This window comes from Paenibacillus sp. GM2 (assembly GCF_900069005.2).
Taxonomy (GTDB): Bacteria; Bacillota; Bacilli; order Paenibacillales; family Paenibacillaceae; genus Fontibacillus.
Window position 1 is genome coordinate 97,711 of the sequence record NZ_LN831277.1, and the last position, 16,217, is coordinate 113,927.

18 protein-coding genes and 1 tRNA gene are annotated in these 16,217 nt (G+C 45.1%); 17 read left to right on the forward strand and 2 right to left on the reverse strand.

Features of this window, described 5'->3' with window-relative positions; all coding sequences use genetic code 11:
* The first annotated feature begins 170 nt into the window (after nucleotides 1–170).
* The 4 genes from BN1360_RS04020 to BN1360_RS04035 all read left to right on the forward strand — a co-directional run bounded on the left by BN1360_RS04020 (nucleotide 171) and on the right by BN1360_RS04035 (nucleotide 3,567).
* Nucleotides 171–932, forward strand: a complete 762-nt coding sequence (locus BN1360_RS04020) for a ParA family protein (RefSeq protein ID WP_068778612.1) — start codon at nucleotides 171–173, stop codon at nucleotides 930–932.
* Nucleotides 925–1,767, forward strand: a complete 843-nt coding sequence (locus BN1360_RS04025; RefSeq protein ID WP_068778613.1) for a ParB/RepB/Spo0J family partition protein — start codon at nucleotides 925–927, stop codon at nucleotides 1,765–1,767. The genes BN1360_RS04020 and BN1360_RS04025 overlap by 8 nt, the downstream gene beginning before the upstream one ends.
* A gap of 120 nt (nucleotides 1,768–1,887) precedes the next feature.
* Nucleotides 1,888–3,042, forward strand: a complete 1,155-nt coding sequence (locus BN1360_RS04030; RefSeq protein ID WP_068778614.1) for an aminotransferase class V-fold PLP-dependent enzyme — start codon at nucleotides 1,888–1,890, stop codon at nucleotides 3,040–3,042.
* A gap of 24 nt (nucleotides 3,043–3,066) precedes the next feature.
* A complete protein-coding gene (locus tag BN1360_RS04035) occupies nucleotides 3,067–3,567 on the forward strand; it encodes a DUF4446 family protein (protein ID WP_068778615.1) in 501 nt (166 codons plus the stop codon).
* On the opposite strand, the gene yyaC is transcribed toward BN1360_RS04035, so the two are convergent.
* Nucleotides 3,539–4,147, reverse strand: coding sequence for a spore protease YyaC (gene yyaC / locus BN1360_RS04040; protein WP_068778616.1), 609 nt, complete (start codon nucleotides 4,145–4,147; stop codon nucleotides 3,539–3,541). The genes BN1360_RS04035 and yyaC overlap by 29 nt on opposite strands.
* A 430-nt stretch (nucleotides 4,148–4,577) precedes the next feature.
* Here yyaC and BN1360_RS04045 point away from each other — a divergent pair, with 430 nt between their 5' ends.
* From BN1360_RS04045 to BN1360_RS04060, 4 genes are all read left to right on the forward strand, one after another.
* Entirely contained in the window at nucleotides 4,578–4,832 is a 255-nt protein-coding gene (locus BN1360_RS04045; protein ID WP_068778617.1) for a putative Se/S carrier protein, read from the forward strand.
* A gap of 34 nt (nucleotides 4,833–4,866) precedes the next feature.
* Nucleotides 4,867–5,751 (forward strand): mechanosensitive ion channel family protein, encoded by an 885-nt coding sequence (locus BN1360_RS04050; RefSeq protein WP_068778618.1) that lies wholly within the window; start codon nucleotides 4,867–4,869, stop codon nucleotides 5,749–5,751.
* A 53-nt stretch (nucleotides 5,752–5,804) separates the two neighbouring features.
* Nucleotides 5,805–6,026: a DUF951 domain-containing protein gene (locus BN1360_RS04055; RefSeq protein WP_068778619.1), complete on the forward strand. Its 222-nt coding sequence runs from the start codon at nucleotides 5,805–5,807 to the stop codon at nucleotides 6,024–6,026.
* 72 nt (nucleotides 6,027–6,098) lie between these two features.
* Nucleotides 6,099–6,189 (forward strand) — tRNA-Ser (locus BN1360_RS04060).
* A 427-nt stretch (nucleotides 6,190–6,616) separates the two neighbouring features.
* Here the strand turns inward: BN1360_RS04060 and BN1360_RS04065 are convergent.
* The gene (locus tag BN1360_RS04065) at nucleotides 6,617–6,814 is read right to left on the reverse strand and encodes a YjzC family protein (RefSeq protein ID WP_068778620.1); all 198 of its coding nucleotides are present in this window, start codon (nucleotides 6,812–6,814) and stop codon (nucleotides 6,617–6,619) included.
* Between the two features lie 203 nt (nucleotides 6,815–7,017).
* Here BN1360_RS04065 and rpsF point away from each other — a divergent pair, with 203 nt between their 5' ends.
* The 9 genes from rpsF to BN1360_RS04110 all read left to right on the forward strand — a co-directional run bounded on the left by rpsF (nucleotide 7,018) and on the right by BN1360_RS04110 (nucleotide 16,172).
* Nucleotides 7,018–7,302 (forward strand): 30S ribosomal protein S6, encoded by a 285-nt coding sequence (rpsF, locus tag BN1360_RS04070; protein WP_068778621.1) that lies wholly within the window; start codon nucleotides 7,018–7,020, stop codon nucleotides 7,300–7,302.
* Between the two features lie 47 nt (nucleotides 7,303–7,349).
* Nucleotides 7,350–7,832, forward strand: coding sequence for a single-stranded DNA-binding protein (gene ssb, locus BN1360_RS04075; RefSeq protein ID WP_068778622.1), 483 nt, complete (start codon nucleotides 7,350–7,352; stop codon nucleotides 7,830–7,832).
* Nucleotides 7,833–7,851: 19 nt separating this feature from the next.
* On the forward strand, nucleotides 7,852–8,121 hold the full coding sequence (gene rpsR / locus BN1360_RS04080) for a 30S ribosomal protein S18 (protein ID WP_068778623.1): 270 nt from the start codon (nucleotides 7,852–7,854) through the stop codon (nucleotides 8,119–8,121).
* A gap of 714 nt (nucleotides 8,122–8,835) precedes the next feature.
* Nucleotides 8,836–10,584 (forward strand): ABC transporter substrate-binding protein, encoded by a 1,749-nt coding sequence (locus tag BN1360_RS04085; RefSeq protein WP_068778624.1) that lies wholly within the window; start codon nucleotides 8,836–8,838, stop codon nucleotides 10,582–10,584.
* Nucleotides 10,585–10,706: 122 nt separating this feature from the next.
* Complete coding sequence (locus BN1360_RS04090; RefSeq protein WP_068778625.1) at nucleotides 10,707–11,678, forward strand: ABC transporter permease; 972 nt, start codon at nucleotides 10,707–10,709, stop codon at nucleotides 11,676–11,678.
* Nucleotides 11,675–12,652, forward strand: coding sequence for an ABC transporter permease (locus BN1360_RS04095; protein WP_068778626.1), 978 nt, complete (start codon nucleotides 11,675–11,677; stop codon nucleotides 12,650–12,652). Before BN1360_RS04090 ends, BN1360_RS04095 begins: the two co-directional genes overlap by 4 nt.
* Nucleotides 12,619–13,638, forward strand: coding sequence for an ABC transporter ATP-binding protein (locus BN1360_RS04100; protein WP_068778627.1), 1,020 nt, complete (start codon nucleotides 12,619–12,621; stop codon nucleotides 13,636–13,638). Before BN1360_RS04095 ends, BN1360_RS04100 begins: the two co-directional genes overlap by 34 nt.
* Nucleotides 13,635–14,630, forward strand: coding sequence for an ABC transporter ATP-binding protein (locus tag BN1360_RS04105; RefSeq protein ID WP_068778628.1), 996 nt, complete (start codon nucleotides 13,635–13,637; stop codon nucleotides 14,628–14,630). Before BN1360_RS04100 ends, BN1360_RS04105 begins: the two co-directional genes overlap by 4 nt.
* A gap of 477 nt (nucleotides 14,631–15,107) precedes the next feature.
* Nucleotides 15,108–16,172 (forward strand): LCP family protein, encoded by a 1,065-nt coding sequence (locus BN1360_RS04110; RefSeq protein WP_082789926.1) that lies wholly within the window; start codon nucleotides 15,108–15,110, stop codon nucleotides 16,170–16,172.
* Nucleotides 16,173–16,217 lie beyond the last annotated feature (45 nt).

Sequence of the window (16,217 nt, forward strand, 5' to 3'; positions counted from 1 at the left end):
GGGGGTCAGCTTCTTTTTCGATTATTTTCTGAAATATGGATTTGCTGCATTTTTCAAGTTTGTAGCGTAGCAGAACTACCAATGTTTGGTCTTTTTGTAGCTGCAGCTTAGTAGTTACAATCTTAGAAAATCTACAAGAAGATTCTTCTTATATATTGAGGTGAAATGGATTGTCTAAAATCATTGCCATAGCCAATCAAAAAGGCGGAGTTGGAAAAACAACGACGTCCGTAAATTTAGGAGCAGGTCTTGCTACCATTGGTAAGAAGGTACTGCTCATTGACATTGACCCTCAGGGGAATACGACTAGCGGTGTTGGTATTAATAAGGCCGATGTAGCTAATTGTATTTATGATGTGCTGATTAATGATGTTAATCCGAAGGATGCGATCTCGCAGACTGAAATTGAGGGTCTGGATATTATTCCGGCTACGATTCAGTTGGCAGGTGCTGAGATTGAGCTTGTATCTACGGTGTCGCGTGAAGTTCGTCTTAAGAAGTCTTTGGAGCAGGTAAAGCGCTCCTATGATTATATTTTGATAGACTGCCCGCCTTCACTTGGTATTCTAACGCTAAATTCTTTAACAGCCGCGGATTCCGTCCTGATTCCTATTCAGTGTGAATATTATGCGCTGGAGGGTTTGAGCCAGTTGTTGAATACAGTGCGTCTCGTGCAGAAGCACTTGAATACCTCATTGCAAATTGAAGGTGTTCTCCTGACAATGTTTGATGCTCGAACAAATCTGGGAATTCAAGTGATCGAAGAAGTTAAGAAGTACTTCCAGCAAAAAGTGTACAAGACGGTCATCCCTCGAAATGTGCGTCTAAGTGAGGCACCTTCGCATGGCCAGTCGATTATCACGTATGATCCGAGATCCAAAGGGGCGGAAGTATACCTAGAGTTGGCAAAGGAAGTGGTTTCTAATGAGTAAGCGTTTGGGTAAAGGTTTGGATGCTTTGATTCCGTCGCTTTCCATAGATGAAGATGAGAAAGTGATCGAGATTCCTTTGAATCAGCTTCGTGCTAATCCTTATCAGCCTCGAAAGACCTTTGATGAGGAATCAATTAAGGAATTGGCGGAATCTATTCGTCAACATGGCGTTATTCAACCGATTATTGTCCGTAGTGTACTAAAAGGGTATGAGATTATCGCTGGTGAACGGCGTTTTCGTGCATCCCAATTTTGCGGAAACACTTCGATCCCGGCTGTTGTTAAATCCTTTTCCGATCAACAGGTAATGGAGATTGCACTGATCGAGAACCTGCAGCGTGAAAACCTGAACGCGATGGAGGTTGCGGTCGCCTATCAAGGGTTAATGGACCAGTTTCAATTAACTCAAGAGGAATTATCTCTCAAAGTTGGGAAATCGAGATCGCATATCGCCAATTTTCTGAGATTGCTATCTCTTCCGGATGAAGTAAAGGAATATGTTTCACGTGGAACATTATCCATGGGTCACGCCAGAGCGTTAGTAGGCTTGAAAGATTCTACTATTATTATGCAGCTGGCGAAACAGTGTATTGATCATGAATGGAGCGTTCGCGATCTGGAAAATGCTGTGCAACAGTTAGATAAGAAAAAATTGGAAAGTAAAAAAGCGGCGGTTAAGAAACGTGATCCTTATATTGAAGAGGTAGAAGAGGAATTGCGTGAGAGATACAAAACGACAGTTAAAATCAAGGAAAATAAAGATAAAGGTAAGATCGAAATTAACTATTATAGTAAGCAAGACCTGCAGAGATTGCTGGATATATTGAGCCAATAAGAGGCATGGCATATTTATTCTGTTTATCCATGGGAGGGTTATCCATGGGGAGGGATAGGTATGTCACTCTTGGTCGAGCGATAATATGTCCAGGTCAGATGAAGGCAGAGGGGGAAGACGATGGGCAATCAACCTGCTATATATTTGGACCATGCTGCCACATCCTGGCCTAAAGCTCCCGGTGTAGGCCAAATGATGCTGGAAATGATAGAGGGACAGGTTGGAAGCTCGGGGCGCGGTAATCATGGGATGGCGCTGGTGGCAGCGAGAAAATTGTTCCGTACCCGATCTTTGCTGGCAGAATTGTTCCATATTTCCAATCCAAATGATATTGTCTTTACTTCAAATACAACGGAAGCGTTAAACTTGGCGATTAAGGGATGGTTAAAGCCGGGGGATCATGTTATTGCTACAATGGTGGAGCATAACTCTGTCAGAAGGCCGCTTGAATTTCTACGCAGAACAATAGGGATTGAAGTAGATTATATCCCGGTCAGCCCTCGAGGAGAGATGGAAATGGAGCTGCTGCGAAGCAGCTTCCGTGCTAATACAGCTCTGGTAGTCTGCTCCCATAGTTCAAATCTGCTGGGAAGTATTGCTCCTGTGCGTGAGATAGGTCAGCTTGCTCATGAACATGGGGCTGTTATGCTATTGGATGCCGCACAGACAGCAGGAAATTATCCTATAGATGTCGAGGAAATGGGCGTGGACTTGCTGGCCTTTCCGGGACATAAAGGACTGCTTGGCCCGCAGGGGACGGGCGGATTATATATTAACCCGAAGCTTGACTTGGTTCCTCTGCTCCATGGAGGGACGGGGAGCCAGTCTGAGGAGTTAGAACAGCCGGCTGTGCGTCCGGATCGTTATGAGGCAGGAACTGCAAATACAGTAGGAATCGCCGGATTGGGAGAAGGCGTTAAGTATATTCTTGAACAAGGGCCGGAGAATATTTATCACCATGAGTGGGAATTAACTCAGCGGTTAATGATGGAATTATCGGGAATACCTGGGTTAACCATACTTGGACCAGAGATGGGAAGGGATCGGACTGGAATTGTTTCCTTTGTTATAGCTGATAGGGATGCCTCAGAGGTCGCTTTTCTATTAGATAAGGATTATGGAATTGCTGTAAGGGCGGGTTATCATTGTACCCCTTTAGGGCATATGACTGCAGGCACAATGGACGGTGGAGCGGTACGTGCCAGTATAGGTTACAATACTGTGGTTGATGAAGTCGACGCTTTGGTGTTAGCTATAAAGAGGATTACTGAGTGATATTAGGCATAGAGGGGAAAAAGCATGCGGGAATGGAATGAACTCTTTTTGGATCAGATGGTATGGATTGTTGTGGGTTTGGTGGTAATATTCTTATGGCTGTTGATTTGGAACTTCATTCAAGGCAGTAAGCTTAGAAAGTTACGCAAAAAATATGAATTGATGATGAGCGGTACCGGGGTTGAAGATCTGGAGAGCCTGCTTATCGATTTGAAGCTGGGGCAAGACAAAATTGAAGAGCTCCAGACGAAGCAAAGTGCGGAGTTGTCGGCGATTAGCCAACTGTTGCCTAAGCAGAAGTCGAAGATTGGTATTAAACGTTATAATGCATTTGGTGAACGTGGAAATGACCTAAGCTTCTCTATTGCGATCGTTAATGATGCTAAGGATGGCGTGGTCATTACTGGACTGTATAATCGTGACGGGTCCTATGTGTATGCTAAACCCCTGGCAAAGGGAGAGTCGCCGCATGCGCTCTCCCCGGAAGAATTGGAAGCTATTGCTCTCGCTGGATCAGGGGAATGAACGAACGATTCCATTCTTTAATAGCAGCATAGACGCTGCTGGCAATTATCTCAGATAAACGCATAACAAGGCTAAGCCTTGTATTCTGCAATACGAAATACTCCATAAAACCGCCGACGTTGACGATTCCCGTTAAGTGGATATCGCCGACCGGCGGTAATTCTTTATTTACCCCGGCTCCAGGACGCAGTGGTCCCTGTACGACTTGAATGGAGCCTACGCTAGAGGTTTGCCCAAGGCAGGCATCGATCCCAATAATAAAGGGTTGGTTGAATTTTTCGTTAATATGCTGTAGGGTATCTCTTAAATTCATCGCATGCACAGGCTCCTCCAAGGTGCCGTAGACGTGAAAGTGCTTGCTATTCCACTTAGACAATGAAGTACCTACTAAAGGTCCAAGGCAATCCCCAGTTGAACGATCTGTACCGATGCATACGATGACGATATCCTGTCCCGGGCACACTTTAGCAAAGTGCAGCAAGAGGCGGTGAATAATGACGGATTTAATGCCAGGCTCGGTGTGGGCGATCTTTAAGTAAGGGATTTCCTGGCTAGGCAGCGGCGGTTGAATCTGAGACATGGAATCTTCCTTTCACGCGTATTAAAATAGGTTACATAGACATGAATCTATACCTAGGCCACTCTTGTAACGGTAGTAGATAGTATATGGAAAACGAGGGAATTATATACTCGTACTTAAGTCATAGTTCATAAAAAGAGCGTTCAAAAAAGTTGGTTTTCAGCACCGAAGCTTATGCCTTTGATATGCGTTTTTCAAAATGCTTTAATTGGATGAAGCTAGGGCAAGAGGAGCGTAGCAACACGGTTTCGAAGAAAATGGCTTCGTAAGCATTTGCTTGTGTCTGTACGCGAAAAAAGCCGGTGAAATTCAATATTGCATGAAAACAACCTCGGAGTCGTGGTTGCTCATCCTTAAATGGCCTTGTCAGAGGGTTTCTTATCAAAGGCGGACTTTTTGAACTGCTTCTTAAACAAAGGGGAGACGGGATGTGGAAGAATGGCTGGTCATGGCCTTTGATTCTACCCAACAGGCGCTGCGTGCCGAAATGCTGCTTGAATATGCTGAGGTGGAGATAGACTTATGTCCAACCCCGAAAGAGATTACAGCGGGTTGTGCGTTGTCCATTCAATTCCCTCAACAATTCTTGGCTACCGTGAAGGACGTGGTGGCCCGGGAGCAGGTAGAGATTCGTGGCATCTATATACGCAGTGAGACAGGTGAGTATGACAGCATTAGCTTATAGAGGCATTTCAACGGACAGGAGAGGATATGGATCAATGATAGGCTTACTAACTGGGGAGACGACAAAAGATGATCCGACTGAAGCGGTGGAAGCAGCAAAAAAATGGACGGATGGCATGATAAGCTGGTTTACCGATATGGATATGTGGCAGAACTTTATGTGGGCTGCCGTGCGGATTATTCTGATCTTCATATTAACTCGTATATTGGTAAGAATTATTTTCCGGATTATCGATCGTTCTCTGCAGAGGAAAGAGAAGGGGAGACTGCAAGTAAATCCGCGCAGATTTGTGACGGTCGGAGAGCTGTTAAAAAATATGACCTCGGTCATTAGCAACTTTATTATGGTATTAATTGTGCTTGGGGAGCTTGGCTTCCAGCTGGGGCCGTTGATCGCAGGGGCCGGGGTACTGGGGATGGCTATTGGTTTTGGTGCGCAGAGTTTGGTTAAAGATGTAATAACTGGATTTTTTATCATATTAGAGGATCAATTTGCAGTCGGCGATGTCATTCAGACCGGTACGCTAAAAGGTACGGTTGAGATGATTGGGTTAAGGTCGACGAGATTGGTGAGCTGGACGGGGGAGGTGCATATCATTCCCAATGGCATGATTGCCAATGTGACGAACTATTCCATCGGGACGGCGCTGGCGGTTGTTGATCTGCCTTTCAGCAATACGAAGAAGCTTGAGGATAGCATTGAATTGCTGGAGAAGGCTATGCGCGAGTTGAAAGAGCAGCATGAAGAGATTGTACAAGTGCCGAATGTACTTGGTATTCAGTCTTTAACAGCCAGTGAATACGTAATAAGGATCGCTGTTGAATGCCAGCCGGGTGCCAGGTCGGAAGCGGAACGCCTGATGCAGATGTATGCGAAGGAGGCGCTGGAGCAGGAGGAGAGCGCTAGACTTGGCAGCTGAGCTGTGCCAGACTGGAGTAATATCTCACTTACAGAATAAAGGGGGAAGGCAAAATGGAGCGGAAACAGTTTCAGCTAGGTGACATTGTTCAAATGAAGAAGAATCATCCATGTGGCAGCAATGAGATGGAGATTATCCGGATGGGGATGGATATTCGTATCAAATGTGTGGGATGCAAGCATAGTGTGCTTATTCCAAGAGCCAAGTTTGAGAAGAATATGAAGAAGGTGTTGCGCTCCGCCACCTCTGAGACAGAAGCTACAGACAATGAGTGAAAAAGGCTTGAGGTCATGAGGGAACACTATTGCAATTGTTCATAAATCATGATACAATCATTCTTGCTGTAAGGAGAGGTACCCAAGAGGCCCAAGGGGGTTGACTCGAAATCAACTAGGCGTCGCAAGGCGTGCGTGGGTTCGAATCCCACCCTCTCCGCCATAGCTTTGATATTCTAGACCTTCTACTCTAATATGTGGAAGGTCTTTTTGGTATTATCGGCTCGTGAATAGTAAAAGGATAATGAGGAACGTACAAAAGGAAAAGGACCCTTTTTAGAGGTCCTTTTCTGGTCGACGACGAAGCTTAATGGAATTCTTTTTCTAACGAACTCAGAAACGTCGATATGCGATTACTCGCGATACGTCTTATCGAAGAGGGGTCTTCAATAACCCGTTATTATCTTGGTTTCTACTCTCGACAGTGAATAAGACTCCGAAAGCGTGTTACTCGCTGATTGGCCCAACGGAACCACACCTCTCTGCGCTAACGCCGTCTGAGTGTATTATGCTCAGCTGACTGCTTTTTATACAGCCTGGAAAAATAAATTGAGAAATTCTTTGTCCCTGAATAACAAAGTCTGTTTACATCAATGGACACGAGCCTTTTCTGCCTTTTTCCATTTCCGGTTCTTATTGCTGGGCTCAGGGAAGGTGTCCCCTTTTTCCATCTTAATCTGCTTAGGATTCTGGACTTGGGTATGGAAGCTGCGCGCTTCGCCAACCTCCGTATATATCCCTGGATTTGGGGCCTTTTCGCCCTCTTCGTATTCTGTTCTTTCACCCATGGTAAATGTCTCCTTTCTGGATTTAGGGAAATCATAATAAAGATTGAGATTGCACTTATATTGTGCGCAGGGGTCCGCTTAAAAATGTGTGAGCTTGCGTTGGCGGCTCTGATTTGGTATATTAATATAGTTCGAGTTTATGCTCGTTCCTTGCTCCCAAGCGAATGGATTTGGGGGCCATAGTCCAAGAGGAGGTGAAACAAATGCGCAAATACGAAGTGATGTACATTCTTCGTCCTGATCTTGAGCAAGAAGCTGTTCAAGCTACAGTCGAAAAATTCCAAGGCATCATCCAAAACGGCGGTGAGATTACTAAGCATGACGTCATGGGTAAACGCCGGCTTGCGTATGAGATTAACAAAATTCGTGATGGAATTTACGTTCTCGTGAATTTCACAGCAACTCCTGATGTTGTTGCTGAGCTTGAGCGGATTTTGAAGATTTCCGACGAGGTTATCCGTTATCTCATTACAAAAGACGTAGCCTAATACCGTAATAAGTTTAGTAAACATTTGCCCGTAAGGAGGGGATTTGATTGTTGAACCGTGTTATTCTAATCGGACGTCTTACCCGGGATCCGGAGCTAAGATATACACCATCCGGGGTGGCTGTTACTCAGTTTACTGTGGCTGTTGACAGACCGTTCACATCGCAAGGTGGCGAACGCGAAGCGGACTTCATTCCAGTTGTAACCTGGAGACAGCTTGCCGAGACATGCGCGAATTACTTGCGCAAAGGTCGTCTGGTTGCTGTTGAAGGACGCATTCAAGTACGGAATTATGAAAATAACGAAGGTAAACGTGTCTACGTCACCGAAGTCATTGCTGATAATGTCCGTTTCTTGGAATCGAGCCGTGAAGGTGGAACTGGCGGCGGACAGCGGGAGGATAATCCTTTTGGAGGCGGTAATGCTGGCCGCAGCAATAATAACAATTATTCGCGCAGCAATCAACAGGATGATCCATTCTCTGATGACGGGAAACCGATCGATATATCGGATGACGATTTGCCATTCTAATAAGGAAGGACTGAAAAGCATGAGCTTCAAGCAAAGAGAAGGCGGAGACGACAAAAGACCGGCTCGCCGCGGCGGACGTAACAAACGTCGTAAAGTGTGCTACTTCACTGTGAATAAGATTACTCACATTGACTATAAAGATATTGAGCTGTTGAAGAAATTCATCAGCGAACGTGGTAAGATTTTGCCGCGCCGTGTAACCGGCACTAGCGCAAAATACCAACGTCTCTTGACCGTTGCGATCAAACGCTCCCGTCAAGTAGCATTGCTTCCGTACACTACGGAGTAATGTAGACAATCCAAGGAAAATGAAACAGCCTTATTCCAGAATTTTCTGGAGTAAGGCTGTTTTTTCTTAAATAAGAAATTTTATGATGGGTTTTATAGATCGACAAGAATTATGCATAAAATTAGGGTGAAAAGGAAGGCTTTTCTGGCTTCTTTTTAACGTCAAAAAATATGAAGATCCCTGCCCATAGTTGCTTTTCTACCATTTATGGAACTTCAAACTATACCGGGAGTTAACATTTCTCGTTGGTTTAAAAATGAAACGTTAAAAAATACAATAAAGTACTTGGAATATTAGGGGAATTAGGTTATATTATTAACTAAATTAAAAAAAGTTACATTACCTTCTAAGAATCTACTGCATATTCAATTGACCTTTGGTTTATTTATGCACTAATCTCATCCGCGAATTTCTGCCTTTCCAAGCATCTTTGAGTATACCCGCATTTCTAATTTGAATGATTAATCGTTTCATGATTTAACTACTTCATTTTTAAAAGATAGTATTACACAGCCGTTTTTTCTGAAAACATAAAACCAAGTTAATCTATGTTATTTATTGAATATATTATTTTATAATATATTTCTTCATTGTATAACCATCAAAGGGGCAATGATTCTATCAGAGGGGGCTGAATAGGTACACAGATAATCGGAGGACGTTTGATCATGGGTGTAGTATGAAAATTATTCAATTATGGGGAGGAATGTAAGAATGACGAAGAAAAGGTATTGGATGTCCTTATTTATGGTACTCTCACTGCTAGGTGCATTGCTGGCAGGATGCGGAGGCTCAAAGACGAATTCCTCGGGCGGGAACGACAAGCCGCAGAACACAAATCAACAGGCGGATAATAACAAACAAGGTGAAGAACAGAATACAAGTGATGCAGGCACACCTAAGGATGGCGGAACTTTTACGTTCAGCAGCTCATCGGATATTGTAAGCATTAACCCTATTTTTGTAAGCGACACTGCATCAGGGGATGCTGAATTGTTTGCCTTTGCCAAGATCTATGATCTGGATCGTGCAGGTAACCTCGTGGTTGAACCTTGGTCCTTGGCAGAGAGCCTTCCGGAAATATCAGAAGACGGTAAAACGTATACTGTGAAACTAAAATCAACTCCGAAATGGAGTGACGGTCAGCCTGTAACGGTGGACGATATTATCTTTACGATTGATACAGTACGTAATCCTGAGGTTGGCGCACCTGGCATCAGCCAGTACGATAAGGTCGATAAGCTCGAAAAAATTGATGACCAAACGGTTAAAATTACATTGAAGGATGTATATGCTCCATTTGGATATACTCTGAACTCTACAATTGCTCCGGCTCACATCTTGAAGGATGTTGATCCAAAGGAATTGAAGAACAGCAAATTTGGTGTTGATCCGGCCCAGACCGTAACGAACGGTCCTTGGAAATGGACGGAGTGGAAGCAGAAGCAGTACTTGACGTACGAAGCAGATTCCAACTATTGGGGTGAAGTGAAGCCGCATATCGGCAAGGTTATTTATAAAGTTTATGCGGATCAAAATACAGAGGTTCAGGCCTTGTTGAAAGGCGATGTAGATAGTGTTCAATCCGTTCCATTAACACAATTGGATGCGGTTAAGAATCAAAAAGGCATTACAATTTCGAATAAGCCGGGAGCATCCTATGAATTTATCTCTTTCAACTTTGATCCGAACAACTTCAAGGATAAATTCATTCCATTTGCCAGTCAGAAGGCAAGACAGGCAATTGCTCACGCCTTAAACCGTCAGGGCATGGTTGATAACGTACTGAAGGGTACCGGTATTCTGATGAATGCACCGTTCCTGCCAGGGTCCTGGGCAGATCCAGGGGATAAGGCTGTGAACTATGCTTATGATGTGGAAGCGGCTAAGAAGTTGCTCGCTGAAGATGGCTGGGTAGCAAACAGCAAGGATGGAATTTTAGAAAAAGACGGACATCGTTTCTCATTTGAATTGCAATATAATGCAGGCAACAGCCGTCGTGAACAAATTGCGGCTATCGCGCAGCAAAACCTGAAGGATGTTGGTATTGAGCTAATACCTAAGGCGATTGATTTCTCTGCTTGGGTAGAGCAGAATCTTAACCCGGGCAAGTACGAGACAGTGTTGCTTGGCTGGTCCCTGAGTAATCCGGATCCTGACCAGGAGAGCATCTTCTCCTCCAATTACTTCCCGGAAGCCGGACAAAATATGGGATGGTATAAGAACGAGAAGCTGGACCAGCTGTGGATCGATGGGTACTCGACTGTAGATCAGAATAAGCGTAAGGAAATTTACGCTGAAGCTGCACAAGAACTGTCCACGGATTTGCCATATATCTTTATGTACCAATACGGGACACCTCAAGCGATCGGCCAGAAAGTTAAATTTGCAGAGGAAGATGGTCCGGAGCCAACAAGAGCATACGGATACTTCTATCATATCATCAAATGGTGGGTCGAATAATTTAGAATAGGTTACGTCATCAGCGCCAGTATGGAGAGGGAGGAGAACAGTCTCCTTCCTCTATTTTACATACTTGGGGGTGGCGAAGGTGTAGTAACCTCCAAAACTTGAGGAGGAAGAACATGACAGAGTATTTAGTTCGGCGTTTACTTCAATCTGTCCTGGTATTGTTTCTAATCACTTTGGTTGCCTTTGGGCTTATTCATGCGGCCCCTGGCGGCCCTACGCAAATGATGCTATCGCCAGGCCTGTCTCCGGAAGCTCTTAAAGTACAAGCTCATAATCTAGGCCTTGACCAGCCTATACATATTCAATACATTCGCTGGCTGGGGAACATGCTGCAAGGAGACCTGGGCCATACCTTCAAAAACAATATGCCGGTAGGGGATATCCTCTGGCCAACAGTGGGCAATACGTTGGTGTTAATGGGGGTAGCTTGGCTTCTTTCATTAATCATTGCTATTCCCTGGGGAATCTATAATAGTACATCAACCTATGGAATTTCCGATCAGATAGCCTCCTTTGTCTCTTATGTTGGGTTTGCGATGCCCGCTTTCTGGTTCGGGATTCTGTTACAGGAGCTATTCGCGCTTAAGCTGAATTGGCTTCCCTTGTCGGATATGTGGGCGATGGGTCAGGAAGGAAATATAGGCAATTTGATATTGCATTTATTAATGCCTGTAACGGTTCTTTCCCTGGGCTTCCTGGCTGCATATGCAAAGTATTCCCGTTCAAGCATGCTTGAAGTTTTAGACCAGGATTATATTCGCACAGCTCGTGCGAAAGGCGTCGCGGAGCGCAAGGTAATTTTCCGTCATGCACTGCGCAACGCCCTAATTCCGATTATTACGGTTCTCGGTTTGGATCTGCCGATTCTCGTTGGGGGTGCTACCTTAACTGAGCGGGTATTCAACTGGCCGGGAATGGGTCGGTTATTTATAGAAATGGCCGTTGCACGCGAATATTCGGTATTAATGGCTATTACTATAATAACCGCTGTTATGGTAATTATCGGGAACCTGGTTGCTGATATTTTATACGCCATTGTTGATCCACGTGTACAACTGGGACGTAAAGGAGGTAAAGCAGCATGACAGAGCTTAATCTGGAGCCTTCTCTCGGCCACTCCCAGCCGGACACCGCAGCATCCAAAACGGCAGATCGACCTCAAAGTACATGGCTTGTATTCTGGAGGAAGTTCTCCCATAATAAGTTTGCTATGGCCGGATTAGTAATTCTTGTCTTCTTTATAATAGTAGCTATTCTGGCGAAGATGATTGCACCCTTTGACCCAACTCACATCGATCTGCTAAGCGCTAATCTACGTGCCGGTACGGACGGACATATTTTAGGTACGGACGAGTTGGGCCGCGATATTTTCTCCAGGCTAGTATTTAGCAGCCAAATCTCTTTAGTGGTGGGTTTTGCTGTAGCGGTAGCTGCTGTATTTATAGGGTCTATTGTAGGAGCTGTATCGGGATACTTCGGTGGTATTATCGATACGATCTTTATGCGGATCGTTGATGTGATGAATTCACTGCCGCTTCTCTTTATAAATATTCTTGTACTGTCAATATTCGGATCGAAGTTTGAATATATGATTTTGATTCTCTCATTAACCGGTTGGATGGGCGTAGCACGGCTTGTACGGGGTGTATTTCTGCAGCTGCGTGAAATGCAATATGTGGAGGCTGCCAAAGCGATCGGCGTATCGAGCTGGGGGATTATATTCCGGCACTTGCTTCGTAACGCTAGCTTTCCAATTATCGTTAATGCGACATTAATGGTAGGCAGCGCTATTCTGAGTGAATCAGCTCTTTCCTTCCTGGGGCTGGGAATTCAAGCACCTCTGACAAGCTGGGGAGTAATGCTGAGTAATGCTCAAGAATTCATGCTGGTAGATCCAATGCTGGCTGTTTACCCTGGTCTGTGTATTTTAATTGTGGTACTTGCAGTTAACTTTATCGGTGATGGGATTCGCGATGCGCTGGACCCTAGACATAAAGTTATGATATCCCGGAGGAGGCTGGACAAATGGCGGGAAGATTACTACAAATCCGAGATTTAACGACCGGTTTTGTAACAGAGAAGGGGATCGTCAAAGCGACCGATAAGGTATCGCTGCAAGTGGAACAGGGGCAAACCTTATGTCTGGTTGGTGAGTCAGGTAGCGGCAAGAGTGTAACTGCATTGTCAATCATGCGATTGATTGATTATGCCGGAGGTATGGTGTTAGAGGGGAAGATTGATTTCAATGGCCAAGATCTAGCGAAAATGGATCAGAATGATCTGCGCGATATTCGTGGCAATAAGATTGCAATGATCTTCCAGGATCCAATGTCAGCATTGAATCCGGTATTCACGATTGGAGATCAGATCGCAGAGAGTCTCAGACTGCACCGCGGTCTAAGCGATAGCGAAGCCTGGAAAGAAGCGGTAGCGATGTTGAAGCTGGTCGGGATCCCTGATCCGGCACTTCGGGCTAAGCAATACCCCCATGAGTTGTCCGGCGGGATGTGTCAGCGTGTCGTTATTGCCATTGCCTTGGCATGCCGACCAGCGCTGCTTATTGCCGATGAGCCGACAACTGCGCTTGATGTGACGGTTCAAGCGCAGATCTTGGATCTGCTTCGCAAGTTAAAGGAAGAGCTGGGAATGTCTATTGTTCTAATTACTCATGATATGGGTGTCGCTGCGGAAATGGCGGACCGGATTGCAGTCATGTATGCAGGCATTATCGTAGAAGAGGGCACGGTTCAGGAGATATTCGAGAATCCATCCCACCCTTATACCGTTGGACTACTTCAATCGATTCCGGGTTTGGAGGGAGAACGAGGTAAGGAACTGTTTACGATCCAAGGGAATATTCCAGGTCTGGGACAGATTCCATCGGGATGCCGCTTCCATCCGCGTTGCCCTTATGCCAAGGATATATGCCGGAGCAAGGAGCCGGATGACTTCTGGATTACGGATGATCATCGTACAGCATGCTGGCTGTTCGAAGACAAGGCCACGAATAAACAAGATCGTCCGATAAAGGAGGGGCATATATGAGTAATATGGCAAAAGCAGCTCCGGCCGAGAAGCTGGTCGAAATTAATGATCTCAAAAAATATTTCCCCATTCGCAAAGGCTTATTCAATCGAACAGTAGGACATGTAAAAGCGGTGGATGGTGTATCTCTGACGATTAAGCAAGGAGAGACCTTCGGCCTGGTAGGAGAATCCGGTTGCGGAAAATCAACATTGGGCCGGGTTATTTTGCAGCTCCAGCATGCGACAGGAGGCGAGCTTCGCTTCGAAGGCCACGATCTGCTGACGCTAAAATCAAGGGAACTTAGAGAATTACGCGAAGAAATGCAAATTATTTTCCAAGACCCCTTTGGGTCCCTTAATCCGCGTTTTCTTGTTCGGGATATTATCGGAGAGCCTTTGCGAATCCATCGCAGATTATCGTCCAAGGAGATTGATTCCGAGGTTGTTCGTCTTATGGAACTTGTAGGTCTTGATGCTTCCCGTCGGAACCGCTACCCTCACGAATTCTCAGGCGGCCAGAGACAGCGGATCGGTATTGCCCGGGCAATTGCCCTTAATCCAAAATTCATTGTAGCTGACGAGGCTGTATCCGCCCTGGACGTATCTGTTCAATCCCAGGTTATCAATTTGCTCATGAAATTACAGAAGGAACTGGGCTTGACCTATCTGTTTATTGCCCACGGTCTTAACGTGGTTAGGCATATTTCAGATCGGGTTGGGGTGATGTATCTCGGTAAGCTGGTGGAAGTAGGAGAGACGGAGAGTTTATTTGCGGAGCCGCTCCACCCATATACCGCAGCTCTTCTATCCGCGATTCCGAAACCTCGAGTCAGCGATCGCAGAGAACGAATCGTTCTACAGGGGGATGTGCCGTCTCCGGCGAATCCGCCATCAGGCTGTCGTTTTCATACCCGTTGCCCGTTTGCCCAGAGCAAGTGCTCACAAGTAGAGCCGATGCTCACCGAAGCGTTTCCTGGAAGGCAAGTTGCTTGCCATTATCCGCTTCAGTAATTTTTTGAACAACCTTATAAGTGAGTATTTCAAAAAGTTAGGTTTTCAGCACCGAGAAGGTTGGATGAAGCTAGGGACTGAGGAGCACAGCGTACGTAGTGGGTACATGAGCGCCGGAAGGCTCGGGTGAATTCAAGATTCGATGTCGAGTTCACTTCTTGAGTTTCTTCGTGAACAAAGGCGAACTTTTTGAACTTCCTCTATAAATTTATGGAAAAGAGACAAGGCCTGCTCTAGGACTAGAGTGAGGCCTTTACTATTATTAGGCAGAATGATAGGTTTGATGTAACATGCTAAGTTGTATCCAAATTCCAAAATATGATATATTACGAATCGATAGAGTTAATTTAATTCAATTTTAATAGTAACGTGTCTTTTTTGTAGCCTTTTTCTCTAATTATCCGTTTACAATGTAAAAAAGAGTATGCCGTTTGAGATGAGTCACTTATTTTATTTTCTTTAATTTTGGAGGCAAAGATGCTAGAACGAAAACATCATTTGAAGAATAAAGCCAAATCCAAGGGCAAAAAGCGTAAAAATAAAGGTAAACGTGCGCTCATTGTAGCAGCTGTTCTGCTGCTCCTAGGGACTGGCGGATATATTTTCAGGAAAGAGCTGTCGGTTGCGGCCTTTGATCTGTTCCTGTCGGGTCAGGTCGAGAAGAAGCTTGAGAAATCCTATGCACCGGTTGAGGAGCAGGAACCTCAGCAAGTTCCGGTTGAAGAGAAATTCAAGCCGTTCAGCATGCTTCTTCTGGGCGTGGATCAGCGCGATAATGAGCCGGCCCGCTCGGATACGATGATCTATGCGGTAGTACGTCCGGAGGAATCCCGGGTGCTGCTTGTCTCCATCCCTCGGGATACTTATACTGAAATCGTAGGTAGAGGCAAAGAGGATAAGATTAACCATGCTTATGCATTTGGCGGAGCGAAGATGGCGAAAGACACGGTAACTGGGTTGCTGGATCATCCTGTAGACTATTACGCCGCGATTAATTTCCATGGATTGCGTGATATTGTTGACGCCTTGGGAGGAGTAGAACTCCCGATTACGAAGGATATCGTCAATAAGCAGAAGGACCACGAGAAATTTACGATCAAAGCGAATAAGCCGCTCTACAGTGGCCAAGAGGCATTGAATTACGTAAGATACCGCGAGGATAGCGATTTTAACCGGACAGGAAGACATCAAGTCTTCTTGAATGCGATTGTCAATCGAATGATGAAACTGGACCAAGTCTCGAAAATTCCCGATTTGATGGATATGATGGGTGAGAACTTCAAGACGGATATGATGCCAAGCTACATTATTGATTTGTCCAAGCAAGTATTGCTAGGCGAGTCTCCTACAATTAAAGGATTCACCATCATGGGCGAAGGCTTCCGCAAAAACGGAGTGTACTATGATTCGGTAGATAAAGACGATCTTGAGTTCGCCAAGCAAATGATCGATAGCTGGAGCAATCCGGATACTAAGCCAGAGGACTTGCTTACCCCGGAATCCCGGGATCAACAGGACTCAACTGCAACGACGAAAGAATAGTACATTTTAGCTATCATATCTATATATAAAGCCATCTTACGTTCA

What these genes read in the sequence shown, in the direction of transcription:
- BN1360_RS04025 (WP_068778613.1), top strand. Translation starts at nt 925, where the DNA reads ATGAGTAAGCGTTTGGGTAAAGGTTTGGATGCTTTGATTCCGTCGCTT.
- BN1360_RS04030 (WP_068778614.1), top strand. Translation starts at nt 1,888, where the DNA reads ATGGGCAATCAACCTGCTATATATTTGGACCATGCTGCCACATCCTGG.
- BN1360_RS04035 (WP_068778615.1), top strand. Translation starts at nt 3,067, where the DNA reads ATGCGGGAATGGAATGAACTCTTTTTGGATCAGATGGTATGGATTGTT.
- yyaC (WP_068778616.1), bottom strand. Translation starts at nt 4,147, where the DNA reads ATGTCTCAGATTCAACCGCCGCTGCCTAGCCAGGAAATCCCTTACTTA.
- BN1360_RS04050 (WP_068778618.1), top strand. Translation starts at nt 4,867, where the DNA reads ATGATAGGCTTACTAACTGGGGAGACGACAAAAGATGATCCGACTGAA.
- BN1360_RS04055 (WP_068778619.1), top strand. Translation starts at nt 5,805, where the DNA reads ATGGAGCGGAAACAGTTTCAGCTAGGTGACATTGTTCAAATGAAGAAG.
- BN1360_RS04065 (WP_068778620.1), bottom strand. Translation starts at nt 6,814, where the DNA reads ATGGGTGAAAGAACAGAATACGAAGAGGGCGAAAAGGCCCCAAATCCA.
- rpsF (WP_068778621.1), top strand. Translation starts at nt 7,018, where the DNA reads ATGCGCAAATACGAAGTGATGTACATTCTTCGTCCTGATCTTGAGCAA.
- rpsR (WP_068778623.1), top strand. Translation starts at nt 7,852, where the DNA reads ATGAGCTTCAAGCAAAGAGAAGGCGGAGACGACAAAAGACCGGCTCGC.
- BN1360_RS04085 (WP_068778624.1), top strand. Translation starts at nt 8,836, where the DNA reads ATGACGAAGAAAAGGTATTGGATGTCCTTATTTATGGTACTCTCACTG.
- BN1360_RS04090 (WP_068778625.1), top strand. Translation starts at nt 10,707, where the DNA reads ATGACAGAGTATTTAGTTCGGCGTTTACTTCAATCTGTCCTGGTATTG.
- BN1360_RS04095 (WP_068778626.1), top strand. Translation starts at nt 11,675, where the DNA reads ATGACAGAGCTTAATCTGGAGCCTTCTCTCGGCCACTCCCAGCCGGAC.
- BN1360_RS04100 (WP_068778627.1), top strand. Translation starts at nt 12,619, where the DNA reads ATGGCGGGAAGATTACTACAAATCCGAGATTTAACGACCGGTTTTGTA.
- BN1360_RS04105 (WP_068778628.1), top strand. Translation starts at nt 13,635, where the DNA reads ATGAGTAATATGGCAAAAGCAGCTCCGGCCGAGAAGCTGGTCGAAATT.
- BN1360_RS04110 (WP_082789926.1), top strand. Translation starts at nt 15,108, where the DNA reads ATGCTAGAACGAAAACATCATTTGAAGAATAAAGCCAAATCCAAGGGC.